This is a genomic window from Pseudorhizobium halotolerans (assembly GCF_902153235.2).
In the GTDB taxonomy this organism is placed as follows: Bacteria; Pseudomonadota; Alphaproteobacteria; order Rhizobiales; family Rhizobiaceae; genus Neorhizobium; species Neorhizobium flavum.
In genome coordinates this window covers 79,079-104,576 of record NZ_CABFWE030000002.1, presented here as the reverse complement: position 1 = coordinate 104,576, position 25,498 = coordinate 79,079, and the positions used below count along the sequence as shown (strand labels likewise).

Annotated in this window: 25 protein-coding genes and 2 pseudogenes; 12 read left to right on the top strand and 15 right to left on the bottom strand. The window is 59.0% G+C overall.

Annotated elements, in window-relative coordinates; genetic code table 11:
• Positions 1–14: 14 nt before the first annotated feature.
• Genes FN060_RS03060 through FN060_RS03030 form a run of 7 tightly spaced genes read right to left on the bottom strand, consistent with a single transcriptional unit; the run spans position 15 to position 6,053 of the window.
• Positions 15–242 (bottom strand): hypothetical protein, encoded by a 228-nt coding sequence (locus FN060_RS03060; protein WP_142586835.1) that lies wholly within the window; start codon positions 240–242, stop codon positions 15–17.
• Positions 232–933, bottom strand: coding sequence for a type IV secretion system protein (locus FN060_RS03055; RefSeq protein ID WP_127620009.1), 702 nt, complete (start codon positions 931–933; stop codon positions 232–234). The genes FN060_RS03060 and FN060_RS03055 overlap by 11 nt, the downstream gene beginning before the upstream one ends.
• Positions 934–944: 11 nt before the next feature.
• The gene (locus FN060_RS03050) at positions 945–2,033 is read right to left on the bottom strand and encodes a lytic transglycosylase domain-containing protein (protein ID WP_142586834.1); all 1,089 of its coding nucleotides are present in this window, start codon (positions 2,031–2,033) and stop codon (positions 945–947) included.
• On the bottom strand, positions 2,030–4,489 hold the full coding sequence (locus tag FN060_RS03045) for a VirB4 family type IV secretion/conjugal transfer ATPase (RefSeq protein WP_142586833.1): 2,460 nt from the start codon (positions 4,487–4,489) through the stop codon (positions 2,030–2,032). The genes FN060_RS03050 and FN060_RS03045 overlap by 4 nt, the downstream gene beginning before the upstream one ends.
• A gap of 2 nt (positions 4,490–4,491) precedes the next feature.
• On the bottom strand, positions 4,492–4,791 hold the full coding sequence (locus tag FN060_RS03040; RefSeq protein ID WP_142586832.1) for a VirB3 family type IV secretion system protein: 300 nt from the start codon (positions 4,789–4,791) through the stop codon (positions 4,492–4,494).
• Between the two features lie 3 nt (positions 4,792–4,794).
• A complete protein-coding gene (locus FN060_RS03035) occupies positions 4,795–5,133 on the bottom strand; it encodes a TrbC/VirB2 family type IV secretion system protein (RefSeq protein ID WP_142586831.1) in 339 nt (112 codons plus the stop codon).
• A gap of 11 nt (positions 5,134–5,144) precedes the next feature.
• Positions 5,145–6,053 (bottom strand): lytic transglycosylase domain-containing protein, encoded by a 909-nt coding sequence (locus FN060_RS03030; protein WP_183950029.1) that lies wholly within the window; start codon positions 6,051–6,053, stop codon positions 5,145–5,147.
• 222 nt (positions 6,054–6,275) lie between these two features.
• On the opposite strand from FN060_RS03030, the gene FN060_RS03025 reads away from it, so the two are divergent.
• The 6 genes from FN060_RS03025 to FN060_RS03000 all read left to right on the top strand — a co-directional run bounded on the left by FN060_RS03025 (position 6,276) and on the right by FN060_RS03000 (position 9,518).
• On the top strand, positions 6,276–6,884 hold the full coding sequence (locus tag FN060_RS03025) for a hypothetical protein (protein ID WP_142586830.1): 609 nt from the start codon (positions 6,276–6,278) through the stop codon (positions 6,882–6,884).
• Positions 6,881–7,417, top strand: a complete 537-nt coding sequence (locus tag FN060_RS03020; RefSeq protein ID WP_142586829.1) for a thermonuclease family protein — start codon at positions 6,881–6,883, stop codon at positions 7,415–7,417. Before FN060_RS03025 ends, FN060_RS03020 begins: the two co-directional genes overlap by 4 nt.
• Positions 7,414–8,115: a thermonuclease family protein gene (locus FN060_RS03015; protein ID WP_142586828.1), complete on the top strand. Its 702-nt coding sequence runs from the start codon at positions 7,414–7,416 to the stop codon at positions 8,113–8,115. Before FN060_RS03020 ends, FN060_RS03015 begins: the two co-directional genes overlap by 4 nt.
• 112 nt (positions 8,116–8,227) lie before the next feature.
• On the top strand, positions 8,228–8,473 hold the full coding sequence (locus tag FN060_RS03010) for a hypothetical protein (RefSeq protein WP_244665680.1): 246 nt from the start codon (positions 8,228–8,230) through the stop codon (positions 8,471–8,473).
• 12 nt (positions 8,474–8,485) lie between these two features.
• On the top strand, positions 8,486–9,079 hold the full coding sequence (locus FN060_RS03005) for a hypothetical protein (RefSeq protein ID WP_142586827.1): 594 nt from the start codon (positions 8,486–8,488) through the stop codon (positions 9,077–9,079).
• A 22-nt stretch (positions 9,080–9,101) separates the two neighbouring features.
• Positions 9,102–9,518: a hypothetical protein gene (locus FN060_RS03000; protein WP_142586826.1), complete on the top strand. Its 417-nt coding sequence runs from the start codon at positions 9,102–9,104 to the stop codon at positions 9,516–9,518.
• An 81-nt stretch (positions 9,519–9,599) separates the two neighbouring features.
• On the opposite strand, the gene FN060_RS02995 is transcribed toward FN060_RS03000, so the two are convergent.
• Positions 9,600–9,935, bottom strand: a complete 336-nt coding sequence (locus FN060_RS02995) for a hypothetical protein (RefSeq protein WP_183950024.1) — start codon at positions 9,933–9,935, stop codon at positions 9,600–9,602.
• Between the two features lie 292 nt (positions 9,936–10,227).
• Between FN060_RS02995 and FN060_RS02990 the strand changes: the two are divergent.
• Positions 10,228–10,527, top strand: a pseudogene (locus tag FN060_RS02990) (transposase domain-containing protein); the annotation flags it as partial.
• Positions 10,528–10,559: 32 nt separating this feature from the next.
• Here the strand turns inward: FN060_RS02990 and FN060_RS02985 are convergent.
• The gene (locus FN060_RS02985) at positions 10,560–11,366 is read right to left on the bottom strand and encodes a sulfite exporter TauE/SafE family protein (protein ID WP_142586825.1); all 807 of its coding nucleotides are present in this window, start codon (positions 11,364–11,366) and stop codon (positions 10,560–10,562) included.
• Between the two features lie 30 nt (positions 11,367–11,396).
• Between FN060_RS02985 and FN060_RS02980 the strand changes: the two genes are divergently transcribed.
• Positions 11,397–11,657, top strand: a complete 261-nt coding sequence (locus tag FN060_RS02980; RefSeq protein ID WP_244665679.1) for a hypothetical protein — start codon at positions 11,397–11,399, stop codon at positions 11,655–11,657.
• Positions 11,658–11,681: 24 nt separating this feature from the next.
• Here the strand turns inward: FN060_RS02980 and FN060_RS02975 are convergent, their stop codons facing one another.
• Both FN060_RS02975 and FN060_RS02970 read right to left on the bottom strand, forming a co-directional pair.
• The gene (locus FN060_RS02975; protein WP_142586824.1) at positions 11,682–12,731 is read right to left on the bottom strand and encodes an RcgR family putative quorum lactone hydrolase; all 1,050 of its coding nucleotides are present in this window, start codon (positions 12,729–12,731) and stop codon (positions 11,682–11,684) included.
• Positions 12,721–14,334 (bottom strand): RcgA family putative transporter, encoded by a 1,614-nt coding sequence (locus FN060_RS02970; RefSeq protein ID WP_142586823.1) that lies wholly within the window; start codon positions 14,332–14,334, stop codon positions 12,721–12,723. Before FN060_RS02970 ends, FN060_RS02975 begins: the two co-directional genes overlap by 11 nt.
• A 262-nt stretch (positions 14,335–14,596) precedes the next feature.
• On the opposite strand from FN060_RS02970, the gene FN060_RS02965 reads away from it, so the two are divergent.
• From FN060_RS02965 to FN060_RS02950, 4 genes are all read left to right on the top strand, one after another.
• Positions 14,597–14,899: a hypothetical protein gene (locus FN060_RS02965; protein ID WP_142586822.1), complete on the top strand. Its 303-nt coding sequence runs from the start codon at positions 14,597–14,599 to the stop codon at positions 14,897–14,899.
• Between the two features lie 562 nt (positions 14,900–15,461).
• Positions 15,462–16,082, top strand: coding sequence for a hypothetical protein (locus tag FN060_RS02960; protein WP_142586821.1), 621 nt, complete (start codon positions 15,462–15,464; stop codon positions 16,080–16,082).
• A gap of 299 nt (positions 16,083–16,381) precedes the next feature.
• On the top strand, positions 16,382–17,545 hold the full coding sequence (locus FN060_RS02955) for a hypothetical protein (protein ID WP_142586820.1): 1,164 nt from the start codon (positions 16,382–16,384) through the stop codon (positions 17,543–17,545).
• Positions 17,546–17,559: 14 nt separating this feature from the next.
• Entirely contained in the window at positions 17,560–18,564 is a 1,005-nt protein-coding gene (locus tag FN060_RS02950) for a hypothetical protein (protein WP_142586819.1), read from the top strand.
• 113 nt (positions 18,565–18,677) lie between these two features.
• Here the strand turns inward: FN060_RS02950 and FN060_RS02945 are convergent.
• The 4 genes and pseudogenes from FN060_RS02945 to FN060_RS02930 form a co-directional block, all read right to left on the bottom strand.
• Positions 18,678–19,491 (bottom strand): annotated as a pseudogene (locus FN060_RS02945) (IS30 family transposase); the annotation flags it as partial.
• A 381-nt stretch (positions 19,492–19,872) separates the two neighbouring features.
• On the bottom strand, positions 19,873–23,133 hold the full coding sequence (locus FN060_RS02940) for an error-prone DNA polymerase (RefSeq protein ID WP_142586818.1): 3,261 nt from the start codon (positions 23,131–23,133) through the stop codon (positions 19,873–19,875).
• Positions 23,133–24,647 carry a Y-family DNA polymerase gene (locus tag FN060_RS02935; protein WP_183950022.1) on the bottom strand — a complete coding sequence of 505 codons (1,515 nt, stop codon included), beginning with the start codon at positions 24,645–24,647 and terminating at the stop codon, positions 23,133–23,135. The genes FN060_RS02940 and FN060_RS02935 overlap by 1 nt, the downstream gene beginning before the upstream one ends.
• The gene (locus FN060_RS02930) at positions 24,568–25,329 is read right to left on the bottom strand and encodes an ImuA family protein (protein WP_142586817.1); all 762 of its coding nucleotides are present in this window, start codon (positions 25,327–25,329) and stop codon (positions 24,568–24,570) included. Before FN060_RS02930 ends, FN060_RS02935 begins: the two co-directional genes overlap by 80 nt.
• Between the last annotated feature and the right edge of the window lie 169 nt (positions 25,330–25,498).

Here is a 25,498-nt window from a genome sequence, read left to right as displayed (position 1 = left end):
GTTGCAAACTGTCCTTATTCAGCCGCCATTGCCTCGATTGCCGCCAGGGCTGCCGCTGCGTCACCGTTGACGCTCATCATCGGGCCGCATCCTTGGCGAGGATCCGGCACGTAAGACGTCAGGTTGGCAGGTCTCTTGCAGGGGGCGGTCTTCTCCTTCGCCGCTGTACCGCAGCCGGCCAGGCCGGCCGCGATCAGGACGAGAAACAGAACCTTTGCGGTCGTGGTGTTTTTACTGGTCACTGTAGGTGAGCGCCTTCTTCGAGTTGGAAATGTCCGTCAGGCGCCGCTGGTTATCGGCCTGAAGCGAAGACACGGCGCCGTTCATGACGCCGATCAGCTCGTTGATGGTCAGGCCTGCCTGAACCTGAAGCTGTGTGTTCTGATCGATCGAGCCCTTGATGTCCTTGGCCTGGCCGATGTTTGCCCCCGCCTGCTCGAAAGAGGTGCGGCGCGTTTGAACTGCCTGCTGCGATCCGGTAACGAGCGCCGCGACACCGAGAACGGTGTTCACCATCTCTTCGTAAGACTTGTCGCCCGAAAACGAGCTGCCCGCCTGCCCGGACAGGTTCTTCACCAGTTGCAGGCCGTTGATGAAGGTCGTTGCGACCTTGGCAACATCGCCGCCCATGCTTCCGAAGTTCGGAACGCCGCCAGACATCAGGCTATCGAAGGACGGCATTTGAGAGACGCTGAAGCCATTGCCGACGGCAAGATTCTGCATCTGATTGGCGTCGCTACCGCGATCGCCGGTTACCGCCTGTAGGGTCTCCTGCACCGTTTTCAGGACTTCCTTGTTGGTGCCGAGAATGTCGTCTGTGGTTTTCGACGTTCTCTGCGCAATCTCAAGATTGGCAGCGTCGATGACCGGGACTTGCGCGAAAGCTGTAGACGCAAGGGCTATCGAACACGCCGTCAAAATCGAAAGCTTCATGGCAGTTCTCCTCATTGAGCGGCCAACATCAGATCTACGTTGGCTTCGCGCTCCCGCTTCTGGACGCAAGCCTTTTCTGTCGGGCTCCATTCAAGCCCGTCGCGAGGATCGCAAACACCGGTCGTTTCGCGATCCGCCTCGTCGTCATCAGTCTTGAAGTCGCTCGTGCGTGATGCGCCGGAAAGATTGCCGACATCGACCGCACTGCGAGAATTCATAAGGTCCGCCATCGTCGTGCCGAGGCGGATGACCTGGTTCATCATTTCGAGATTGGCATTACGCGCGCCGGAATTGTGATCCCAACTGTCTTGGATTGTGCCGCTGGACATTGCGCCCAACTGCTGCAGCCAGGAGGCTACGTTTCCGCTGCTTTCCCCGATCGCCTGCGAAGTCGCCATTGAGTTGATCGTGGAGTCCCGCATGCCGGTAAAGGCCGTGGAGCCGCCGCCATAGTTCGCAGGAATATTGGCAACGTCGGAACCGCCGAAAGCTGGTAGCCACTTTTGGGTGATGTTCGCCACATACCCCTGCGTTTCCTTGAAGGGAGGTATCCCGCCATACTTCTGGACGTTGCCAGGTCCCGCGTTGTAGGCGGCCAGCGCCAGATTGGTGTTGCCGTTGAATCGGCGAAGCTGTTGCTTCAAATAGCGTGCGCCGCCCCGAAGGTTGTCTTCCATGTCATAAGGATTAACCCCGAGGTCCTTCGCCGTACCCGGCATGAGCTGTGACAGGCCGATCGCGCCGACGGGCGATTTCGCACACGGATTGAACCGGCTTTCCTGATAGACGAGCGCCATGAAGAGGTTTTCATCAACGCCTTCCTCTTGGGCCACTCGCTTCACCAGCCCGGCAATTTCCGGGTTTGCAGTTGCAGCCGAAGCCGCGTCACCGCTTCGGCCTGGACGATACATCGAGCAGGTCACGCTTTTGCTGACGGTGTGACGATCAGTATCCGTCTTCTCGATTTCCGTCGTCGTCTGATCGCGTTTGGTATCGGTCTCGAGCACCTTGCCATCAATCACCGGCACTTGAGAGAGCGCCGGCCCGGCTATTCCGAGGGTCAGCGCCGAAATCACCCACAAAGCAGGATTCGTCCTCATTCGGTCTTCTCCCATCCGCAAAATTCAGCCAGCCAATTCTCAGGCTCGTCGCCATATCGTTCCCGAAGCGCTGCGCACTCCTCGACGGTCTCCTTGCGTCCGGAAAGCACCTTCACGAGATCGGGCATGGCGGAGAGATCGAGCCGGGCGATGACGGAGTCATTGCCGTGCTTAATAAGGAAGGTTCGCTTTTCGGGAGGGGTGTTTTTGATGAAGTTGAATTCCTTCACCGTCAGCCCGAAGCGCTTGATGTAGCTCTCTTCGTCAGCCCGGGGGTTTGGGAAGTGAATGTTGGTCGCTGACTGCTCGATCAGCGTATGCGAGGCTTTCGCCTTCGCGATATCCGCCGCGGACTGAGTGCCGAAACCGACAATGCCATTGAGCTTGCGGATGGTTTTCATCTTGTCGACGATGAACGCCGAAAACGTCTCGTCTATAAGGAGCTGCCAGCCCTCGTCCATGAAGAACATGACGGGGTTTCCGTCGAGCAGCTCGTCGAGGCGATGATAGAGGTACATCAGCGCCGGCGTGCGGAGATCCTCGTTGCCGAGGATGTTCGTCATGTCGAACCCGAAGACGCTGCGACCCGAGAAAGAGAGAACGTCGTGCTGGGCGTTGAAGAGCCACGCCTTTTCACCTTCGATCCAAGGCCGAAGGCGCGAGTGAAGGTCATTGGCATCCGCCCGCGACCGGCCCACCAGGAGGGCGGCCAAGTTCGCTAGGTTGCGCTCCGACGCAGGTTCCTGCATCAGGCGGACGATCGCCCTTTCTAGCGTATCCTCGTCCTCCTGGGTGAAGTCGCTGCGATGGCCGGAGCGCAGCATTGCCTTCAAGAGGCGAAGGAGAAATTCGCGGTTCGGGCCGGTATTTTCGAGCTGCAGCGGGTTAAAGCCGGTCGGCGTTCCCGGTGACAGCACCTCATATGAACCGCCAATCGCCCTTACGAAGATTTCGGCGCCACGATCTTTGTCGAAGAACACCGCTTTCGGTGTCGGTGAAACGCGCATCGCCTGTGCGAGCAGGAAAGTCAAAGCGACCGTTTTACCGGAGCCGGTTGGTCCCGTGACGAGGAAGTGCCCGATGTCGCGGCGATGGAAATTGAACCAGTACGGCGTCTGCGACGTGGTTTCGAGGATCGTGATAGGCAGTCCCCAATGGGTGCGATCGGCCTGGCCCGTCGCGAAATTGTGCATGGAGGACAGGCCGGAAAAATTCGCGCTCGACAGCATCGCTTTGCGAGCAATGTAGCTGTGATTGCCGGGCAGTTGCGCCCAAAATCCCGCTTCGAGATTCAGATCCTCGCGAAGCCAGGTGAGATTCATGTCGGTAAGGCAAGCACCGAGTTCGGAAACGGTGCGGCTAAGGCCCGGGAGATCGCGGGAGAGGCATAGGAGCGAAAGATGGTGGAAGCCGAAGACGGCCTCCTGGTTCATCAAGCTATTGAGCGCATAGTCGATATCCTGTTCGACTGAACTGCCGGACTCGTCCGAGGCTCTGATCTGCCTCTGCAATCGACTAATTCGTTCTTGGGCGATCGGCTTGTCGGCGATGGTGAAGGATTGCGTCAGAATGAATTCGTGGTTCACCTGCAGCAGGCCGTCCAGCATGCCCGGCCCGGTGAAGGGCGGATACTCCTTGATGGACAAGAGCGCTCCAAAGCGGGTGTCTTCGTCGACAGCCGCTTGAGCCTGCATCGTCCGTTTGCTGAAATGCAGTCGCGACGTTCCGACATAATTGCGAAGGCCCATGCGGGGCAGGCGCATCTTGCGCGGCACCCCGCAGCTCAGGATCGCGTTGAAGAACTCGCAGGGTTCGGAGTAGGGCTCGCCTTTCTCCTTCTCTTCACGCCCCCCAATCTTGGCCTCGTCGTCATTCCTGCGACGATAGGTAATTCCGAGCGCCCGGGCTCCATACTTGTGCAGATCGCGGACGATGTTGCCGATCAGCTCCTCGAGCTCCGTAACATCTTCGCGCGTTTGCTGGACCCGAGCGTCCCTGTTTGCCTTGTCAAAGAGCCTCTTCAACGAGTCGCCAATGCCGAGGGCGCCCCGCATCCCAGACCGTACGACCGTCAAGTATATTTCGTTCGTAAACATGCGCTTGTGGCGCAGTTGCTCCATGTAGCGCTTGTTCAACAGGTCGCAGAATGGTTCGTCGAACGCGCCACCGATCTGCGTTTCGACCTCTCTCCGGATCACAGTCGACCAAAGAGAATAGCGGCTCGACCCCAAGGCGCGGATCATCGTGTTCTGGACGACCGACCGCATGTTGAGCTCAGCCTGGTCCTCCGTCTGGAAGAACAATCCATCGAGTTTGATGACGCTTAGAAGCGATCCGTTTTCCAGCCCGATCACTGTATCGGAGACATGCCGGAGATACGGAATATGAGTCGACATTGGCCGCTCATTGCTGGCGACCGGGCCGAATCCAAGCTCTTCTTTGACGACTTTCAGCATGGTCACGGTCCGTAAGAGTTGGTGCCCCAAAAGCGCTTGTTGGGCGTGCGTGGCGTCTTGCGGGACGTCACCTGCATCACATCGAGGATCCTGTTGTCCCAGGTGCAGAGCGAGAACAGGACAACGTAAGCAATCGGCGCGATGAGCAACGCCAGGAGGTCGTTCGTTGCAAGCCAGCCGATGATGGTCACCCCAACGATCAGCACCACCGCCATGTAGGGCACGCCCCAAAGGGTTGGGGACCGGGTTAACCCGATCACCAACGGCGTCAGAGCTGGTTTTTCGTCCTGAAACTCACTCATCGGTCACTGACCGACCGCCGAGATCATCTCGTCGACGATCGCCGGTGCGCCAAACACCAGACCGATTCCCATCACGACCGCGCCGGCCGTGAACCACGACAAGCGACCGGCGAATGCCAGAAAGCCAAGGCCGATAACGGCAATGATCGCGAGCAGCCGACCGAACGGGCCGGTGATAAAATCGACGATCATCTGTACCGCCGTCTGCAGCGGCCCGAAGGCGCCGCCTGCACTCTGCGCGAGAGCAACATCCGCGCCCGCGACTTGGAGTGCCGCTACAATGCCGAGCGTGGCTGCGAGCTTCACCGCCTGAGACTTCCTCGTTTGCATTTCAAATTGCATGTTTCTCTCCTTCAAAAGTGCATGACACCGCCGACAAACTTGCCGGTCTTCTTCACAGCGATGACACCGGCGTCGCCGCTGTCACTCGCATCCGAGACCGCCTGCGGAGCGGCCGGCCTCGCCTTGCCTTTTGCCGACGGCATTGGCAGCCCGAGTTGGTAGTTCACCACCTTGGCGACGTATCCGACTGTTTCCTGGAACGGAGGGATGCCGCCGTGTTGGTAGATTCGCTGTTCGCCGCTGTTGTAGGCAGCCGCGACCAGGAGCGGGTTCTGAAACTCATCAAGCAGAAATCGCAGGTACTTCATCCCGCCCTCAATGTTCTGAGCGGGATCACAGATGTCCTTAACGCCGAACCGCGCAGCCGTAGCAGGCATGAGCTGCATCGGTCCGCGCGCGCCCTTTGGGGAATTGCGGCTTTGGTCAAATCCGCTCTCCGCCCAGGCGATGGCCGTCGCGAAGACTTCATCGACGCGATATTTGCGCGCCGTCTGCACAACCAGAGACTTAACCTCTTCCGGGTTGAGCGGCGACGGACCGCACTCATAATCGTCGTTGGTGCTGTCATCTATCTGCCGAACTGCATCAATATGCTGTATCGAGCCCGTGAGAACTTGCGCTTCATCAACCCTGTTCGGTGCATTGTTGGAGGGAGCAAAATTGCTCAAAGTTGCATCAATAGGATGCAGACCCCCCAAATCGTGGGGGCCTTTGTCGGCTTTGTTCTGAACCGCATTTTCCTGCTTCACAACACCATCAGCGCCTAGCACGAACTCCTTCTCTGAGCCGCGCCAGCGCTCATCGAAGTTCGTTGCAAGCGCCGCCTTGCGCTCGATCGTCCAAGTGCCTTTCTTTGTTATGTTATCTGCAGATTTCTGCCCATCTTGGGCGTAAGAAATCTGAACCCAGCTCGTGCACAAAAGGGCGCTTCCCGTCAAAGCGGCCCAGCCCACAACGCTTGAAAATCTAGCCCTTTTTTCCATTGCCGCGCGCCTAACTTGCGGTGTTGTGATCGAAACGAAAACCAACTAAGCTGGTGAAGGTGTCGCATCGATTTGGTTCAGCGATACAACTTTTCGAGGCAGACTTAAACCCCCTATTGCAGGGGAACTAGCTGAAGCAATATGGGTAAGGGCTAGAAAATGAAACGGACCATCATCGCCGCACTCGCAAGTTGCGCTATCGCAACGCCTGCTTTGTCCCTCTCGGACATCAACAAGGATTACATCAAATCGCTCGCAGCGCCGGGCAAGACGGTTCTCGTGCTCGAATATTACGACGGAAGCGGGAAGGTCGCCGATCGGAAGGGCTATGCAACAACGGCCGGATTTAAGGCCGTTTCACCGACCGACTTTCGCGTGGATGACAAGACAACACTGCACCTTTTTGGCCTGGAGCCATGCAAGGGCGAAATGGTCAATCGCAGTGAAGACTTCGCCGGGAGCTGCACCGATTATGCGCAGCAACAGCTTCAGATCCTGTTACAAAACCCGAAGGTCGTGTTTTGCCGTGCCTTCGTGAGCGAGCAAGGTTCGCCCGTCCAGAACGCCACCTGCTACGGCTACTATAATTTCCCTGGTAGCCTCGACTCCGTCGATATGTTCGAGGAGCAGCTTTTGTCGATAGGCGCGCTCCGCCTCGCAAAAAAGCCAGATGGGACTCCCGTTCGTCCGGATCTCTCCAAAGCTGAGGAGATCGGCCAGAAGGGGTCATTCGGAATGTGGGCCGATCCGAGGGTGAAGGGTCAATGAGAAGGGCTCTTTCCCTTGTGTTGGCTCTCTTGCCGACATCCGTATCCGCAGCGCCCGCAGGCTATTTCGATCTTCTTCCTGGCGTCACCCTGGAAACTGGCGACACGTGGGTTTCCAACGGTGAAAGATTCCGCCTCTATGGCGTCCAGTCCTGTTTGCGCGGCACTGCCTATACGGACAAGCACGGGCAGAATCGCGACTGCGGCGAGGCGTCTCTTGCCGTGCTAGCGGCCTATATCAAAGACACCAAACCCGTTTGCGCCCCGGTGGTGAAGAAAAACGGTATCGCTTACGTCGTCTGCTACGCCACAGTTGGGAAGGAGCGGCTTGATCTGGCAAACGTCCTGATCACGAGCGGATACGCCTTCGCGGCCCTCAACGGTGAGGGCATGCCCTATCACGTCCCCTATGCCGTGTCTGAGAAACTCGCGCGCGATAAGCGTGCCGGCCTCTGGCAGTTCGAAGACGTCCAGCATCCGGCCATTCTCTTGAGCCGCGAGGTGAATGCGCGAACCAAGAAGGCAGATCAATGAAGCGATACCTCCTTGCAGCCGCCGCGCTCGCTACGGTCCCCCATGCAGCGACAGCCGCGGATCTCATCAAGACTCCGGCCGCGGCGGCTCGGCCACCGCAGAGATTGAGCGAGGCTCCGATCTACCAAAATCCGGTCTACAACGGCCGAGTCGCCGTCATGGACGGCCGCACCCTGTGGTATCCGCAATATGCGCAGCGCGTTCGCCTCGTCGAGATCGACGCGTGCGAGCTCCCACAGTGGGCGATTGATCCCAAGTGGGTCGATCGCGAGCGGCAAAAGGCGCCTTCACCCGTTCCGTGCGGCCCACTTGCAAAGGCTTGGCTCAAGAGGACCATAGGCAGCAAACCGGTCGAATGTACCGTCTTAGCCTATGGCAATGACGGTATCCCCCAAGCCCGCTGCACGTCAGCCGGCCGCGATATTGCGGTCGAGATGCTTCGTGTCGGATGGGCGCGCGTCGCGTCGCCCTATTCATACAACAGCCAATACCTGGCCTATCAGCAGCATGCGATGGCGGCCCGCTATGGCATGTGGGCCACTTACGTTCTGGACATGAACGAGTGGCGTCGCAAGGCCGTCGACAAGACGCCAGACCGCCAGCCGATCGCTGATTTCAACCTACTTGTCGAACGGGAAAGTGAAATATCGCCGCTCTTCATCGACGCGCGAAAAAAGCCCAAGAGGACAGACCGATAGTTGCCCGACTTCGCACATATTGCGAGCTCTTTCGCAACCGATCCGCTGGCGAGCTTAATGCTCGCCATTCCCTTCGTTTGCGCTCATCGTCGTTTCGGAACGAATATGGTGGGTGCACGGTCCGTTCGCCCTGGCGCTCCTGGTCGTTTCGATCCTCTTTCTCGATCAACGTCATCTGGCGCTGGACAGCTTTCTCGTCGGCCTATTCGCCTTTCCACCGCTTTGCCGGGACATTCCCAACCGGCCGATGCTTTTTCGGATCGGGATTCTCTGGTTTTCAGGCTTCGCGCTCGTTGCCGCCATCATCTACGCAGCAGGCGGTTCGTCGACCACGCGTCTCCAGCCGCGACCATCATGAGGGCCAACTGACATGAAACACCTGCTTTATACTGCAGCCGGTCTTGCTGCGCTTACCTTCGCCCCCACAGGAGCGGAGGCAAAAGATGCTTCCTGGGGCTGCCAGGTCCTCCTTTGCGCTGCCTCGCAAAATCCGTCATGGCAGGGCGTTCGCTATTGCGTGCCCCCGATGAAGAGGCTGATAGCCGCAATGTCGAAGCCGGGATTTGATTGGCCCATTTGCCACGAGGCGAAAGCCGGCGAGCCAGGCCGGCAAGAGTTCGAGGACTGCCCTGCAGGGTCGCGCCCCACCTCTAGCAATGACGGGAACGACAACGGCTTGCGGCGCCGCAAAGAGGAAGACCAATGCGTCCGGGTCGTGGACAGATGCGAGAACCGCGGCGAGTACAACCGCCTCTATGGTGACGAGGACGCCAACCAGCGTAACGGCGTGACCGTAAGGTCCATCAGCGGCAACAGCGACCATTTTGGGAATCGCGACAATCGCTCCAACGGCTGCAAGGTGCAGGTAACTTCCCCCCGTCCGCGGCGCGCAAATCCCTGGTTCTTCGACATCCCCAACGACAAGGGCGTCAAAGAGCGCTTCTGGTTCAATCTACGCACCTAGCCTTGCCTAAGAGGAAGAATCCATGCACAAGAACGCCATAATCGCGATCTCAGCCACCCTCGGTATAGCGGCTGGCGCCGGCGCCACCTACATAGCAACCTCCGAGCCGAAAGTTGAAGCTCAGGCTATCTCGAAAGCAGAACTGGTTGCGGCTATCTCCGCTGATCCATCGCTTTGCCCTATTCCGACTGTTGAAGCGCCGACAGAAGACGAAGCATTGGCCGCCTACCGCAAAGCACATGCGGCGTCTCCTCTCGTTTGGGATCGGAATAATCTGCCGGAAATCTCTCTGGCACTCGGCCAATGTGACAAGGCTGGGGCAGGGCCAGGTGTCGCTTGCATGACCTCAGTCAAGATGGGACCCGAAGCGCGGCCTATTGATCGAATCGTCGGCTTCGCAAAGTCCGCATCCGGCGAGTGGATCGCCACCATCAACTAAGAAAGAAGCCGCCCAACAAGGCGGCTTTATTCTTCTGCCCTTTACGCTCGACCCAGCACATTGCCAGGCCGGGGCAGAGGCCTACTCCACAGGCTCCGTCGTGCTCAAGACGGCATCCATTTCTTCCGGCTTGAGCGAGCCTCGCGTGGCGAACAAATACGCGGCCAAGTAGGTCAACTTTTGCCATGCTTGCTGATCGTTGCACGGCCGGTGGTTCACGATACTTAGCCTGGCGGCCTCTTCCTCTTTCGTCACCTCGAGCAGAGCGTTTGCGTAGACCACGTTGGTCACATTGCCAGCCGCGCGGCGTTCATCCCATTCGCGAACCGCTTCAGAAGTCGCCGATAGCGCCGCTATATGCCGCTCTATCATCGCAACCAACGACACCGCGGCTTCCATCCCAAAATCCTCTGTCATCGCACCCTCAATCCCAGGTTCCGCACTAATTCCCGGACCTCCCAAATCGACGGGAGGGCAGGAGCCCAGCTCCTGCTCCCGAGCTCGTGCGGAACAGCGGAAGAGAGGGGGACAAGCGCTAAACCGGAGGGGGATCACCCACCCGCAGGGCCGTGTCGGCGCAGCCGTCCGGTGCTGCAGGCCATCGGCCGAAGCATGGGGAGACCGGTTTAGTGCTTGTGGGGGAGAGAGGGCAGGGCTCTTTCTTCCCCTCTCAGCGAGTTGAATATATGCTGCCTTCGGCCGTTAACCACTCGGCGAAGCTTTGGCCTACATGGCCGAATATTGGGACGGTCTGAAGCTCTTCGTGACCAACGGCCGACACGAGATCGACAACAACAGCGTCGAGCGGACCATAGAACGCACTCTTTGCAGGCCACGATGCCGGAGCCGAGAACTGGCGACCATCGCCTCGCTCATCGAGACGTGCAACCTCAATGCCGTCGATCCGCTGGCCTATCTGACCGTCGCGCTCACCGCCATCGTCAATGGCCACAAGCAGAGCCGGAGCGATGAACTGCTGCCTTGGAAACTCCTGTCGCAGGTCCGCTGAAGATCATGCGGTTGCTGCCAGGACGCTCGTGATCACGAGTGCCGCCATACCTTGATCGCCGAGATCACGAGGATCAAGGCGAGGCCTGGAAGCAACACCGCACTCGGGACAATGCCGAGGAGCTGTCCGCCGACGAACGCGCCAAGGATCGATCCGGCGGCCATGACGAGCAAGAATACCCGCTTGCTTCTGATGACGGCAAAGCTCTGGTCGCGGCTGTAGCGGGTAAAGCCAACGATCATGGTCGGCAGGCTCACCGCCAGAGAGAGACTTCCGGCGAGCTTGATGTCTGCTCCGAACAGAAGGATGAGGGTCGGTATAAGGAGTTCTCCACCAGCGACACCAAGCAAGGACGCGACAACTCCAATAACAAGGCCCGCGACCGCGCCCGCTATGGTCTGCGCAGTCCCGGTGACAAGGGCCGAACCTGCTGCGATGTCGTGACCGAACACCAGCACGGCCGCGATCATGAGCAGCAAGATGGCAATCACCTTGTAGAGCGTCTCGGACTTCAGTCGGGTTGCCCAACCCGCGCCGAGCCAGGCACCAGCCAGGCTCCCGGCCAGAAGGTTGACGATGATTGGCCAGTGCGCCGCAATCTGGTCAAAGGGAACTGTAGCGGCTCGAAATGGCAGTGCGAAAGCGACGACGACCAGGCTCATGGCCTTGTTGAGTATGACGGCTTCCAACGCGGCGAAGCCGAACGAGCCGATCAGCAGAGGCAGACGGAACTCGGCGCCGCCAAGACCGATCAGTCCCCCGAGGGTGCCGATGGCAGCTCCGCCGAAAAATGCTGCTGCCCGATTGCTGGAAACGTCCTTCAAGGCGGGATCAGCCATGGCGTTATGTTCTCCACGATATCTCGTGCCATGACCTATGACCCGGAAGCTGGGCATCTACAAGGGCAGCATAGAGCGCCGGGCAGCACCCATACGCGCACTCAACTCATGGGGAACGTATCCAGGTCGGAGCAAAACATCGCTTTCGCCGTTATTTCGGTGCCGTTGGCGGCATCCATCGACACCGGCGAGCGTCAGCAGATCTCGGTCGAGCTGGAGCGCGCCGTCGCGCAGCACCAGCAGGAAGAGGCCGCATTCGACGCGCTGATCAGCGTTGAGCCGCCTCACTAGGCGGCTCTCGATCTTTCCTGGGTGTCACTGTGACAGCGGCCGACGCCAACTTGATATTCGCCGGGCCGATTTGTCCCCACACGATAGAAACCGCTTCAAGCTCAAACCCGCCAGTAAAATGTAAGGCGGCATGGCGAGCGAATAGTGACCGCAGTTCAGTTCCAAAACATTCGGCCTGGCTCCGGCGTCCTTCAGCTTCTGAATGAGGCGTCTCGATAGGTCGGGCAACACCACCTTGTCCCTCGTAGCCAATACGACGTGAAGTTCGAGATCGGACCGTGCCAGATTATGCGCGTAATTCTCCAAGTTGAGCGGACCCCATGCCCTTCGGAGTTCGGTGAGATCAATTACAGGCTCAAGGCTATCTCGTATCGATCGGGTCGCGCGCCCCGTCCAAACCATGTCAGCGAGACTACCCGCCGTCAAAAATAACGAGGCCTTCGATACGGCCGGATCGTGCGCAGCGATCAATCCCGCAACCCAGGAGCCAAGGCTCATGCCGAGAACCGAGACCTCTCGATAGCCTTCGCTCTTCAGCCAGCGGATGAGCTCTCGCCCATCCCATACGGCCTGCCTTACAGATTGGATCGTTCGGCCGAGATTCGAACTAAGCATATAATCGGCGTACAGTGAGCCGGGACGGCTGCGTTCGAAGTGATAAGGCATAGCAATCTCGACAACCGTGATCCCACGTTGCGAGAAAAACTTCGCAATCTGACGATTTCGGGCGCTGGCATTCCAGTGATGAAAAATCACCAATGCCTGCTCGAGCGAGCCGCTCTCAGTGATTTTTGCCGAAACGACGTTGTTCTCTTCGACGTCAGTAGGAATGTCCGATGGAAATCTGAGCCACTCATCGTGCCTTTCAAAGCCCTGACTGCTCCCGCTCGGCTCGTAAAAGCTTGAATCAGACAGGGCCTGGTCCGCAAGGACACAAAACTCGTCGATAGTCTCTGTCCTCTTCTCGCCCGGAAAGGCCCGGCCGGCGTCGAGGATGAAACCCGCTACTTTCTTCGCTTCCTCACCGCGCCGCGCCCGCCGCTCGTCCCAACGATCAAGCCAATTATGATACACTCTGGTTGCTTCCTAACTCGCTTGCTCGCCATCGCCCAAACTCTGGATCAAAGAGGCCGTATGTCGCGAGCAGCACTCCAACGCCCAGGAGGATCGAAAAGCCCTCGAAGGCATCGATCAGCAAGTAGCTGGCAAAGAGCAACCCTACGACGGCTGACATCTTCCCCAAAGGCACGCGAAACTGCATTCCGACACCCAAGCGGATGGAACCGTACAGAAAAACGATGCAGGTCGACATGGCGACAAGGAGGCTGCTGTAATGCGTTGGCATTCTATAGGTGAACCTATTGCCGCCGTCGTGATGCTCATACAGGGCTGAAGACATATCGCGAACTATCCAGGTCACGATATCTCCTCCGTTCGAGCTGAGGTAAGAGCTTTGGACCTTCATGCATATGGCGACCAGAACACCAAGGACGGTGCACCGGAAAATCCCCCGCATCACCCTAGGGCCGATTTCGCTGCCCTCGTTCCGATGTTCCGCCTCCGGCCGTGTCTTTGATTCCTCTTCAATTCTCCAAAGATCATGAACGATCGTATGGAGCAGGATGAGGCCCGCGAAAAAAAGATAAAAGCAGAGGCACATGTAGAGATATGCGAGCGCCGTGAAAACAATCGAAACTGGCACTGATATGACTTCAGGACGCACAATGGCTAACTTGCCCCAATCTATCGCAAAGTTGCCACCGCCGTTGATCAACGGGATCAAGCACACGCCGATCCACTGAAAAAGACCGGCGAACAAGACGCAGATCAAGAAAACCGCCCAGTATGTGTACGAATAAGCTTGAACGTTGCGCGTCCAAGCATTGTCGCTTTCCAACCGGTCGCCCTGCGCTCCCAGCCTGAAGCGCGCGTCATGTTTCCAGAAGATCAGCAGCTCTATCACGAACGCGAAAAATAGCGGCAAGAGCACCATGAAGAGGAACGTCCAGTTCGGCGCCCATAGAAAACCGACCTGCTTAACGACACCATCCACCCGGCTATAAGTGGCGCTGTGGATCCCCACGATATACGACAAAAACCCAAGGGCGGAGGCACCCGCGAATATCGACGCCGGCAAATTCAGGGGAGATCCATGGCTGAAAAGCGCCTCCGATCTTTTCGCCAAGCTGAAACCCTGTCTGCGCCGGGTGGCATCAATGCCTTGTGGCAGATCGCCCGCAGGCTGCGTCTGATTATCGACCGTCACAGGCGGCGGCATATCTGGAACCCGCAGCGCCGTGCTGCTTCCCGCCTTCTTTGAATCTCGCCTCTTAGCGGTTAGCCGTGATTGCGCCGCGCTGAGCTCCATTTGCCATTCGCTGGTCGCTTCCGGATCGTCGCACCCAAAGATCCGCGCCAGCCAACGAATGTTGGACGGGCTAATCCCCTTCTCGTTCTCTTGAAACCAGAGCTGCACCGTTCGCAAATCGACCCCGATCCGGTTGGAGTCGATCTGTGAAATCGCCTCTGCCAAAAGCTCCGGCGTCCATGGGCCTTGCGGAAACCCGTCACTGCCTAATGGCCGGCCTGCTCCCGCCGCGGCTAACTGCTTGAACAGTTCCTTGAAATCGCTTCCGTCCTTGGGCGGTGCGACAAAAATCTTTCCGTTCTTTTCCAATGGCTTATAGGCCCAAGTTTCGTTTCGTTTCGTATCCTATCGTGCCTTCAGCCTCAATCAATGGTTTTAACGCCGCAATGCAACTCGATCGGTGAGGCATTCCACCATGCTACTGTTGTCGTCATCCAGTTCGCGTTCGTCCCGTGGTGCCGGGTCCATTTCTCCACGCGCGAGCACGGCCTTGAGTGCGTCAGCGACGGAGCGTGAGGCGGGACAAAAAGAAGAGAGTGGGGCGGAAACTGCGGTTGCCCTTTGCGACTTGATGGATCGGCATATCGCGGCGCAACTAGCGACCGCGGACGCCGTTCGTGCGTGGGATGAACGCAGGGCGGCCAGCGAGGTTACGAACGTAGCCTATGCAAACCGATTGCTAGATGTTGCGCGGGATGAAGAAGCCGGCCGGCTGGCGATCGTCAATTATCGGCCGCGGGGCGATCGGGAATCGAGGCTGAAGCTGGCCTATATGGCGGCTTACCTGATCGCGACACGTGGCACCCTGAACGCCAATGAGATGAATTCCGTCTTGGAAGCCCCTCGCGATCGGCCAAGCACATCGGTTTCCTGAGTCTCTATACCGATTGCGCAACGGCGCTCGAGACGAAGTCCGCGGCCGGTCGCGACCATGTTGTGGAGCAGGGCATCGTCGCGAAGACCTCCACCAGCCGCGCAGTCGACGCCCGCTCGCATCGCGGCGCCTCCAATGCGTGACACCCGTGAGAACGATCGTGGAGAGCGCGGCCGCGACAAGCAGAACAGCGGGACCGGAAATTGCAACGACGGGTCGAGCCGCGCCCACCGCAGTCGACGGACTGCGATCGCAGCCGCTAGGCGGGGCTCAGCCGAAATGCCGGAAAAGGTGAGCGGGTTGGGCGCCAGCAGTGATGACGCCGGAAGGGAGCCGTGCTATTCAAGTGATATGGCTAAGAACACGGCAACCACCAAACATGCAAAGACGGGCTCCTTCAAAAAGATCTCCGGTAGCTCGGGCAGGTCTGAGAAGTCGGGCAAGTCGCTGGCCGCTTCCGTGCTGTCGCAACAACCTGCCACAAAGCGCGCGCACATAAGTCAGGCTGACGCAGATCGCGCCGTCGGCGCTTACCTTTCGAGGACGAAAAAGTAAGCGTCGCATGGCGGGGGGCACCAAGGACGTTTTCATTAATTGTCCGTTCGACAACGACTTCAAACCGAGTTTTGAAGCGTTGGTCTTCGCCGTTATTGGGTGCGGTTTCCGTGCTCGCTGCGCCAAAGAGATGGATGATGGCGCCGAGACCCGAATAGACAAGCTCTATCGCATTATCGATGAATGCCGTTATGGGATCCACGATCTTTCAAGAACGGAATTGGACGTGGTAAACCGCCTTCCCCGGTTCAACATGCCTCTGGAACTGGGGCTATTTCTTGGTGCGAAGCGATTTGGCGATGAAACACAGAAGAGCAAGCGCTGCTTAGTTTTAGACGTTGAGCAATACCGCTACCAAATGTTCATCTCCGACTTAGCTGGGATAGACATTACCGCGCACGAGGGGCAACCCCGTCGCATAGTGGCAATCGTTCGGGACTGGCTGGTAACTGTCTCACGCAGGAGAACCATTCCATCGCCAGACGTGATACTCGACAGCTACGATCGCTTCGTTGCAGGTCTTCCAGAAATCGCCAACGATGCGGGAGTTGCACCAGACCAGATCCTCTTTGCTGACTATGAGCGCATGGTAAGAGCTTGGGTCAAGAGGGATCACGGCAGAACCTAGTCGCGCCGCCCCGTCGTTTTTACGGAAGGTCTAATTATCAGCCCGTGAGCAGGCTCACGATCAAAGCGACGGCCGCGATCCAAAGAAAGCTTCGCCTCGACCCTCGCAAGGGTGGCGGCTAGTTCCTTCGTGGTTAATGTTTCCGGCGGTTCCTCGACTGCGAGGGTAGAGGAGGGCGGATCCTTGAAGAAGGCTTAAGGTCTCTCAGCACCTCTCCCTTTCGGTGCTTGAATTAATCCATTTGGGCGAAGTGACCCACTGGAGATTCATGTCATAGTTTCAGTAGGGAGGGGCAGCCCATGGGTATTCCTCGGAGTGTTGCGCAGACGCTCACAGTCTTCACTTGCCTGAGCACGCCCCCTGTGTCGCTGGCGGCGTGTTTCGATCACGAGTATCCCGCCCGGATCGAACACGAATATTCTTACGACATCCTTTCACCCATGCCCGGCTTCGTGGCGTGGCCGCCGAGAGAGGGTGTGTATTACGACCGAATCGATCTCAAGCGCCCGATCAGAGGGCCGCTCAGGTACATAATTGCTCAAGACCAAACCTCAGACGTAGTTGCTTGGGTGACTAATGAGGCGCTATGGGCACGCGAACAGCTTGCCGATTTGGAGGAGTCGGGGGCTTCCAGTGCATCTACACGCGGCAAGGCGATGAGCAACTGGCAGAGCCACATGCGGGAGCACGAGGATTTCCTATTTGCTCTTCAGCAGAATAAAAACATCCCCGTGCCGCGGAAGAATGAGGAGCCGGCCAAAAGATCAAATCGAGCCTACCTGTTCGCGGGCCAATCAACTTCATTCACATGGGGCAATGATCCTGAATGGACGAAGGAGCACAGCGTCAATACGCGTTTCCAATATTCAGATTATATGCGAGCATTCGAGCTTCCACAGTTTCTTGACAACCTTTCACTAGCCTCTCGAAGTGCAGCCTTTCGTGCTCGCATCGTCCGCGGTGAGCGACAGCTGGGAATGCTAACTTGCCCCGAGCGGTGCACTGTAGTTCGAAGTTATGTCAGAGAGGGCCAGCGCGTGAACGAGGGGGACAAAATCGCGACTGTGGTATCCCCCTTCCACAAAAAGATCACCGTCGACCTCGATCGAAAACACGTGCTCAATTTCATCGAGACGTCCGACCATCAGGTCGCGATTAGCTTTACTCGGCACGACCCTCGTTACCGCATTTACAGCTTTGCGGAGATCCCCGAGGCAGACAACGAACCCATACCCACATTGACCGGCTATTTGCTAGGTCCGCCGGTGCTCAGTGCGGACGGGACGAAATCCAAAGTCCAGTTCTCCGTGAGGGATGAATCCGGTGACGCCGAGCGGCGGCTAAATATCCTGAGTGCGGACGTTCGGGTCCGTATAGTGCCTGAGGAATACGTCGCTGCGGACGCGAACGGCAGGACCGGGATGGAAAGCAAAATAAAGGCACTTGGTCTCTCGTGCGAATAAGGTGCTTGCTGACTATGTTTAGGTCGCTGGTGTTTGCCCTTGTTTGTCTCACTTCGCCCGCTGCGGCGCAGACGGCAACGACCACCCTGGCGGACAATAATCTAACGGTTGGCGCCGCTCCGGACCTCGGACAACGAGGTGCACAAGTTCATCTCGATGCAAAAGATGAGCAAGTGCAGGCGCCTGTGGAGGAAGCGACTAAGGAGGAACCGCAGAAACAGCGTTGGTCAATGGAAACCAATCGCTCCGGGCTATACGCGGCAACGGATCGCCAAAGTTTGCCGATGGACCCAGTCGATCGCGCCGAGGAGCATAAATCGGAAGAGCCTGGGATTCGGGCGTTCAGCGTCACTTACCCTATCTCGTTGTACTCCGACGAGGGGGATTTAGGCGATTCCGGTGGTGACGCGGACGAAGACTCCTTTGAGGAAGACTCCTTAGAGGAAGAGGGCCCGGACCATGGAAGCGATGATGCGTACGAGCCGCCGGATGATGTATTCGACATCGAGTATAATGATTGGTTCGATGATCGGTTAGGTCGTGACTTCGGCGATCGTGAGATTGAGTACGGCCTCGGGCTGCATTACAACGAATACTTTGATGAGAAGCTTGACAGCTACAGCCCGGAGTACAAGGGCCCAGACTCGATTTATGCCGGCCGCTACCCGGGTTACTTGTCCAATGGGCTCCAGACCTTTAGGACCATCGGACCATGGACCACCCGCATGTATGCAGCCGGCTATTACGGCGGCAAACTGCTGGGTTACTCATTGAAAGCCGGCGCAGTGATCCTGACGTTGGTCCCAAGAAAAATTCCGTATAAAGAGAGAGCCACGCGAATCCTCATGAAGTATGCTTCCAGCAAATTGCCTGATGGATTGGGAGAAGTTGCTTCTGCATATGGCAATCTCTTCGACAATACGGATGTGGTTGGGCACAACGTGCGCCGCATGTTCGAGATCGTGGAGGACCCCGAGACCTATCGGTCGCCGTTCAGCCCTTGGCCTCCCCTGCATTGATAGGCTGAAATTCAGTCGCGGTGAAGCAAGTTCAATCGCGCCGCGAGACCGCCTCGATTTCAGCTCCTCATGCAGCAGGAGCCGCTATCCGACTCATGGAACCTATGCCACTGCGTCGAACACGTCAGACCTTTCTGCCACGGTGAATTCGGATCACAGAACCAGCTTCTGGCGCCGAGTCCATCTTCCAAAGCCTTGCAACCGCGAAACTCGGTACCACGGTCGAAGGTGAAGCTCTGCCGGGCCAAGGCGGGTAGTGGTGAGAAGGCATCGACGATCTTGTCGATGAGCGGACGAGAGTGACGGCTGCCATTCTTGATCATTACCGTGCAGCGGCTCTTGCGCTCGACCAGCGAGGTGACATTGGCGTCACCGAGGTCGCGCCGGAAGATCAGCAGATCGCCCTCCCAGTGGCCGAACTGCGAGCGATCGGCAATGAAATCAGGGCGTGGCTGATCCTGCAGTCCAACGGGATCGAGCCGTCGCGGGGCTTGCGGGAGCGGCGTGGGCGGCGCTTGCGATGGCCTTCCGGAAGATGCCGATAGAGCTCCAGCACATAGTCTTCCTTGCCATAGATGAAGCGATAGATCGTCTCGGTGCAGACGCGGACGGCGCTCACACCGTCGGCAAGCAGACGGCCGGCGATCTGCTCCGGCGACCAAAGTGCCTTCAGCTGTTCGATGACCAGTTTGCGTAATTGCAGGTCGCCGACGCTCCTTCGAGATTTCGTTGGCGATGCCGCTGCAATAACCGCTGTATTCCGGAAACTCGCGATCATAAAAAGTATTGCGCTTCAGTTCACGATAGATCGTCGAACGATGCTGGCCAAGTTGGCGGGCGATCTCAACCGACAGGAACCTTGCGTTCCATCAACTGATGCAAACGTCGGCGATCGGAAAGGGTGAGCTGCGAACAGCAGAGCGGCATCCAAAAATCTCCAGGGCGAAGCCTTTGTTTTTATAGGAATGTCGCACTTGGAAAACGCGTAATGTTATAACATATCGCATAACATACCTTATGGAACTGGACGGTCATTTGAGAGTGTTGCTTTTTTCGTCGGTCAAGCACTGCGATTTTCCTGAGGGTCAGACTGTTGCGATGGGTTGTGACCGTTCAGAAAGCAACAAACAGCCTGCTTTTGGAGGCGCAACGGGCTGTTTGGCGATGACATCAACCAAGTACCTGTTTTCCAGCGCAATTCTTTCACTCACTCACCCAGCATCACTGCCGAAACCACGCTCTTTCCCTCAGGCTCACAACAATGATCTTGAAGGGATTGGAACTGCAGATCCACTCCTCTGCCTCTTGTCACTGAAAATTCCGGCTCTTGATCTTCAGATTGTCGATATGAAGATCCGGCGTGAACATATCCCTCGACCGAACAACCCCCGGCCGCTGGCGGGAATCCGGAGCTCCGGGAGAGCCATGGGCAAATTCGTCGCCGCGGCCGGTCGGCAGCTGGAATTCGCCATCGCGCTCGGCAAGGCTCGACAGATCGGCCGAGAGGTCGAAGAGTTGCTGGGCGACCAGGTGCACCACGTCGCCTTCCCGCTGGATCCTGCCGTTGATTGCCATCATGCTGGCGCCGAGCACCACCCGACGCGACCGCTCGAAGAGCTTTGGCCAGACTACGACATTGGCCACACCGGTCTCGTCCTCGATGGTGATGAACATCACGCCCTTTGCCGAACCCGGCCGCTGGCGCACCAGAACCAGGCCGGCGGCCATCAGCCATTGACCGTCGCGCGCCGTCATGGCCTCGGCACAGGTGACGATCCGCCGCCTGGTGAGGTCGCCGCGCAGGAAGCTCAACGGATGATGCCGAAGCGTCAGGCCGGTATGGCTATAGTCCTCGACGACGTTATGGCCTTCGTTCATCTGCCTGAGCTCAACGACCGGCTCCTGCTGCTCGGCGATGGCGCGCGCCTCCCGTTCCGCCGCGGCAGTGAACAGGGGAAGCGGCTCGTCGCGCAGCGCCTTGATTGCCCAGAGTGCGTCACGCCGCTCAAGTCGGAGGGACGGCAGGTAGGCATCGGCTTCGACGAGTTTGACGAGCGAAGCAACGGGTACGCCCGACCGCCGCCACATGTCGTCAACCGTTGCAAAGGGTTCGTCGGCGCGGGCGGCTACGATACGTGCCGCGTCGGCGGTCGCCAATCCGCGTACTAGGCGCATGCCGAGCCGCACCGCGTGCCGATCGGTGCCTTCGATCGGCTCGAGCGTGCAGTCCCAGCGCGAGCGGTTGATGCAGATTGAACGGACCTCAACGCTGTGTTTCCGTGCGTCGGCGACGATTTGCGCTGGGGCATAAAAGCCCATCGGCTGCGAGTTCAGAAGCGCAGCGCAGAAGACGTCCGGAAAATGGCATTTCACATAGTTGGAGGCATAGGCGATGAGCGCGAAGGAGGCTGCATGGCTTTCGGGAAATCCGTAGGACCCGAAGCCTTCCAGTTGCGAGAATGTCTTCTCGGCGAATTCCGGCGAATAGCCGTTCCGGACCATCCCCGAGACGAGCTTGTCCTTGAATTTCGAAACGCCACCGGTGAACTTGAAGGTCGCCATGGATTTCCGGAGCTGATCGGCTTCCCCGCCCGTAAACCCCGCACAGACCATGGCCACCTTCATCGCCGACTCCTGAAACAGTGGCACGCCCAGCGTCTTGTGGAGGACCGCCTCCAGTTCCGGTGTCGGGTACTCGACCTTTTCCTTGCCCTCGCGCCGGCGCAGATAGGGATGCACCATGTCCCCCTGAATCGGACCCGGCCGCACGATGGCGACCTGGATCACAAGGTCATAAAAGGTCCTCGGCTTCATGCGTGGGAGCATCGACATCTGGGCGCGGCTTTCGATCTGGAAGGTGCCGAGCGTATCGGCCTTACGGATCATCGCGTAGGTGGCCGGATCCTCCTGCGGGATGGTGGCAAGATCTATATCCTGATGCTTGTGCTCGGCGATCAGTGCAAAAGCCTTTGCCATGCAGGTCAGCATGCCCAGTGCCAGCACGTCGACCTTCATGAATCTCAGCGCCTCGATGTCGTCCTTGTCCCATTCGATCACCTGTCGGTCGACCATGGCCGCCGGTTCGATCGGCACGAGATGATCGAGCCTGTCATGGGTTAGAACAAATCCACCAGGGTGCTGGCCCAGATGCCGCGGCGCTCCCATCAACTGCTGGGCAAGCCCTAGGGTCAGGGCGAGACGCCGATCGTCCGGATTGAGGCCGAGATCGCGCACCTGCCGCTCGCCGACGGTCTCCGACCAGGACCAGATGCCGGAGGAGAGCGCCTTGATCAGATCCTCCGGCAGGCCCAGCGCCTTGCCGACATCGCGAATGGCACCCTTGGCGCGATAGCGGGTGACGGTCGAGCAGAGCGCGGCCTTATCATGGCCGTAGGTCTTGTAGATCCACTGGATCACCTCTTCGCGGCGTTCGTGTTCGAAATCGACGTCGATGTCGGGCGGCTCGTCGCGTTCTTGGGAGACGAAGCGCTCGAAGAGCAAATCATTGGTGTCGGGATCGATCGACGTGATGCCGAGCACATAACAGACGGCAGAATTGGCGGCCGATCCCCTACCCTGGCAGAGAATGCCTTGCGCTCGGGCATAGCGGACGATCGAGAATACCGTCAGGAAATAGGGCGCGTAACGCATCGTCTCGATCAGCGCCAGTTCGTAGCGGATCGTCTTTTCGACATGTGCCGGCAGACCTTCGGGATAGCGCGTCTTGACGCCCTCCCAGGTGTAGTGCTCGAGCGACTGCTGTGCGGTCATGCCCGAGATCAGCGCCTCTTCCGGATATTGATAGACGAGCTCTTCGAGCGAGAACCGGCAGCGCTCAACGATTTCCATCGTGCGTGCCAGCGCTTCCGGGTAACGGGGAAAGAGACGCGCCATTTCTTCCGGCGGCTTCAGATAGCGGTCAGCGTGCCGCTCGCGTTCGAAGCCGACATCGTCGATGGTGGTTCCGGTCCGGATGCAGGTGACGACATCCTGCAACTGCCGGCGTCCTTGCTCATGAAACAGCACGTCGTTGGTGACCACCGTCTTCACCCGATGCTTCGCCGCCAGGTTCGAGAGCTCATGCAGCCGCAGCTGATCGTTCGGCCGGCGGCGCAGGCAGAGCGAGGCATAGGCGCGGTCGCCGAAGAGCTCGGTCATCTTCCGCAGCTGCACGGCGCAGACCTCGTCGGGCATGTCCGGCACCAGGATACCGATCAGACCTTCGGCATAGAGCGCCACGTCAGCGAGATGCAGGATGCACTTCGCTTTCCCGCCCCGGCCCTTGCCCAAGGTCAACAGCCTTGTCAGCCGCGAATAGGCGGGGCGATCGGTCGGATAGACCAGGATCGACATGCCATCCACCAAATCGAGTCGGCAGCCGACGACAAGTCGCAGGCCGGTGGCGCGCGACGCCTCCAGCGCGCGGACGATGCCGGCGAGGCTGTTGCGATCGACGACCCCGAGCGCTTCGATGCCCAGGACCTTTGCCGTCGCGAATAATTCCGCAGCCGAGCTTGCGCCCCTCAGGAACGAGAAATGGGTGGTGACCTGGAGCTCGGCGTAGCGCATCACGCAAACATCCCGTGCATGAACCACTTATGCGATCCTGTTTCCGCATCGACGCCGTCGCCGGATCGGAAAATCCAGAAACGCTCGCCGCTGTCATCCTCGACGACGAAATAGTCGCGGACCGCAACCCATTCGGAGCTGCGTTTCCACCATTCGCCAAAGATCCGCTCCGGTCCGTCGGCGCGCTTCACCCGGCGCCGCTTGCCGCGCCAGGTAAACGAGACCGGCGGATGATCCGGCAAAAGGGCAATCACTTCTATCGGTTCGGGACTCGCCAGAAGTCGAGGCGGTCTTGGCCAATGGAGCGGCCAGGTGGTGCCGTCCTCGTCGGCCGTCGGCGCGATCCGCTGGACGCTGCGCTCCGGAACGTCGCTTGCAACCGGCGCGACGCGGAAAATCCGCTGGCCGCCACGATTGCCAAGGACATCGATGAGCGGCGTCACATCGGTAACCTGCTCTTCAATGAGCGACGACGCCGACTGAGCCTCGATCAGCGGTTCGGCGACGGTTGCGGCGAGGCTGAGCCTCTCGATGCCGAAGCCGGGTTCGATCCTCTCGATGCGATCGCGGAAGAGTTTTGTCACCCAGGCGATATCCCGGACCGGTTTGGCCGTGCCCGCCCGGATCGCCTGCATGGTGTTATCGACGCGATGGACGATGAGGTCGGCGCGTCGTACGCCCAGTCCGCGCTTCTCGAGCTCCAGACAGAGCTGCCGCACCAGACGGCTCACGTATTTCTCAATCGTTTCCGGCGCGCCGATCGGTTCAGCAAAGGATTTTTGGACCTCGACGAGGTCCGCAGGCCGGATCGGATCGATCGGCTCGGCGATATGGGCTAACATCTGGTCGAGACGCCGTGCGACCTCCGGACCGAAGCGCAGGGTCAGCGGTGCGCGCGGCGTGGCGGCAAGATCGCCGACGGTGGCAAAGCCGAGGGTTCGGAGGCTTTGAACAGTTTCCGCCGGCAGCCGCAGAGACGACAGTGGCAGCCGGTTCACGGCCCTGGCGGTCTCGCCGCGCCCGACGATTACCGTCTCACGATCTGTGGTCCGGGCAAGCGCATGCGCGGCCCCCCAGGTATCGGCGATTGCCGCACGGGCAGCGAGACCTCGGCCGCGGAAGCGATTGACGAGGCCCGACAGCATCAGTTCCTCGCCGCCCTGAAGATGATCGGCGCCTTCGGTATCCATGACGATACCATCGGGAGGATCCATCGCGACAACCGGAGAATATTGCGACAAGGCCCAGAGCGTCAGCCGTTCCAGCGTCGCGAGATCAGCCGCCGGATCGGCATCGATCATCACCAGGCCCTGAACCAGCGCCTGCGCCTTGGCGGCCGGCATGGCAACGCGGAGGCCGAGTTTGAGAGCTGCCCCATCGGCCGCCGCAACCCACCGCTTCGAGCCGCTCCTGGCGATCACCACCAGCGGTGTTTCAACCGATAGCGAAGGATCGGCTCGCCTGATCCGGTCGGTCGGCAGTGTCGGAAGAAAGACAGATACGACCCTGGCCATCGCATGCTCCGATAATAAATTCTCCTCCCTCCCCTGCCCGGACCCGCATCAGTTCCACCAGCCATCGCGCCCGCCCGACACCCGGTACGGGCAGCGGCTCGGACGGCAGCACCGAGATCCGCCAGCGGGTTGCCGCCGCGGTCGGCATGCCGAAGTCCGAGGCCTCCGTCTGGCGGCGCCATCGGCGGATCACCAGGCCCAATGTCCCCGACTTCTCCGCCGCAAGCTGCAGCCGGCGCGATGCAGTCATCGGCAGGCGCACCAGTTCGGCGACAACGGCGCCTAGCCCGCCATAGCGCAAGGCCTCCTCGAAGCTTGCGAGCACCGTTTCTTCCCTGTCGCATTCGACGAAGATGACCCGGTCGGGATGAAGCCCGACCTGGGCCAGCGCCGGGAAGAAGAGATCGAAGCGCGTTAGGCACCACACCACTTTGCCGGAGGTGCGGGCGGCGATGCCGCCGATGAAGAGGGCCGCGGCCGCCCCGTCGATCGCGCCGTTGCCACCGCCGGCCATTTCGTGCAGCGCGCCATAGGCGAGCCCACCTCCCGGCAGCTGCGCATCGATCTCCGGGACTCCGAACGGCAAAACGCTTCGATTGCGCAGGGTGCCCCCTTCCAGGCTGGCGATTTTCTCGCGCAACGCGTCGAGGACGGGGTTCGAAGTGGCGACGGCTGCGGTCATGATCTCCTTTACGGCAACCCGTTTTCGGCTTGAGATGGTGAATTATGTTCTGTATTTGTTCTCAAAGCGAAAATGAGTCAATGCGCATGTGGCGCGCGGAAGTTGAGCGAGAGTGCGCATCGAAGAATTCCGTGAATGGATTCAATTCGATGGCAGGAATGGGAATTTT

Coding starts and splice junctions, on each gene's coding strand:
- FN060_RS02995 (WP_183950024.1), bottom strand. CDS start 9,935: ATGACAGAGGATTTTGGGATGGAAGCCGCGGTGTCGTTGGTTGCGATG.
- FN060_RS03000 (WP_142586826.1), top strand. CDS start 9,102: ATGCACAAGAACGCCATAATCGCGATCTCAGCCACCCTCGGTATAGCG.
- FN060_RS03025 (WP_142586830.1), top strand. CDS start 6,276: ATGAAACGGACCATCATCGCCGCACTCGCAAGTTGCGCTATCGCAACG.
- FN060_RS02980 (WP_244665679.1), top strand. CDS start 11,397: ATGACCTATGACCCGGAAGCTGGGCATCTACAAGGGCAGCATAGAGCG.
- FN060_RS02985 (WP_142586825.1), bottom strand. CDS start 11,366: ATGGCTGATCCCGCCTTGAAGGACGTTTCCAGCAATCGGGCAGCAGCA.
- FN060_RS02940 (WP_142586818.1), bottom strand. CDS start 23,133: ATGCGCTACGCCGAGCTCCAGGTCACCACCCATTTCTCGTTCCTGAGG.
- FN060_RS03005 (WP_142586827.1), top strand. CDS start 8,486: ATGAAACACCTGCTTTATACTGCAGCCGGTCTTGCTGCGCTTACCTTC.
- FN060_RS03020 (WP_142586829.1), top strand. CDS start 6,881: ATGAGAAGGGCTCTTTCCCTTGTGTTGGCTCTCTTGCCGACATCCGTA.
- FN060_RS03040 (WP_142586832.1), bottom strand. CDS start 4,791: ATGAGTGAGTTTCAGGACGAAAAACCAGCTCTGACGCCGTTGGTGATC.
- FN060_RS02950 (WP_142586819.1), top strand. CDS start 17,560: ATGTTTAGGTCGCTGGTGTTTGCCCTTGTTTGTCTCACTTCGCCCGCT.
- FN060_RS03055 (WP_127620009.1), bottom strand. CDS start 933: ATGAAGCTTTCGATTTTGACGGCGTGTTCGATAGCCCTTGCGTCTACA.
- FN060_RS02955 (WP_142586820.1), top strand. CDS start 16,382: ATGGGTATTCCTCGGAGTGTTGCGCAGACGCTCACAGTCTTCACTTGC.
- FN060_RS02965 (WP_142586822.1), top strand. CDS start 14,597: ATGGATCGGCATATCGCGGCGCAACTAGCGACCGCGGACGCCGTTCGT.
- FN060_RS03045 (WP_142586833.1), bottom strand. CDS start 4,489: ATGCTGAAAGTCGTCAAAGAAGAGCTTGGATTCGGCCCGGTCGCCAGC.
- FN060_RS02935 (WP_183950022.1), bottom strand. CDS start 24,647: ATGGCCAGGGTCGTATCTGTCTTTCTTCCGACACTGCCGACCGACCGG.
- FN060_RS03050 (WP_142586834.1), bottom strand. CDS start 2,033: ATGAGGACGAATCCTGCTTTGTGGGTGATTTCGGCGCTGACCCTCGGA.
- FN060_RS02960 (WP_142586821.1), top strand. CDS start 15,462: ATGGCGGGGGGCACCAAGGACGTTTTCATTAATTGTCCGTTCGACAAC.
- FN060_RS02930 (WP_142586817.1), bottom strand. CDS start 25,329: ATGACCGCAGCCGTCGCCACTTCGAACCCCGTCCTCGACGCGTTGCGC.
- FN060_RS03015 (WP_142586828.1), top strand. CDS start 7,414: ATGAAGCGATACCTCCTTGCAGCCGCCGCGCTCGCTACGGTCCCCCAT.
- FN060_RS03035 (WP_142586831.1), bottom strand. CDS start 5,133: ATGCAATTTGAAATGCAAACGAGGAAGTCTCAGGCGGTGAAGCTCGCA.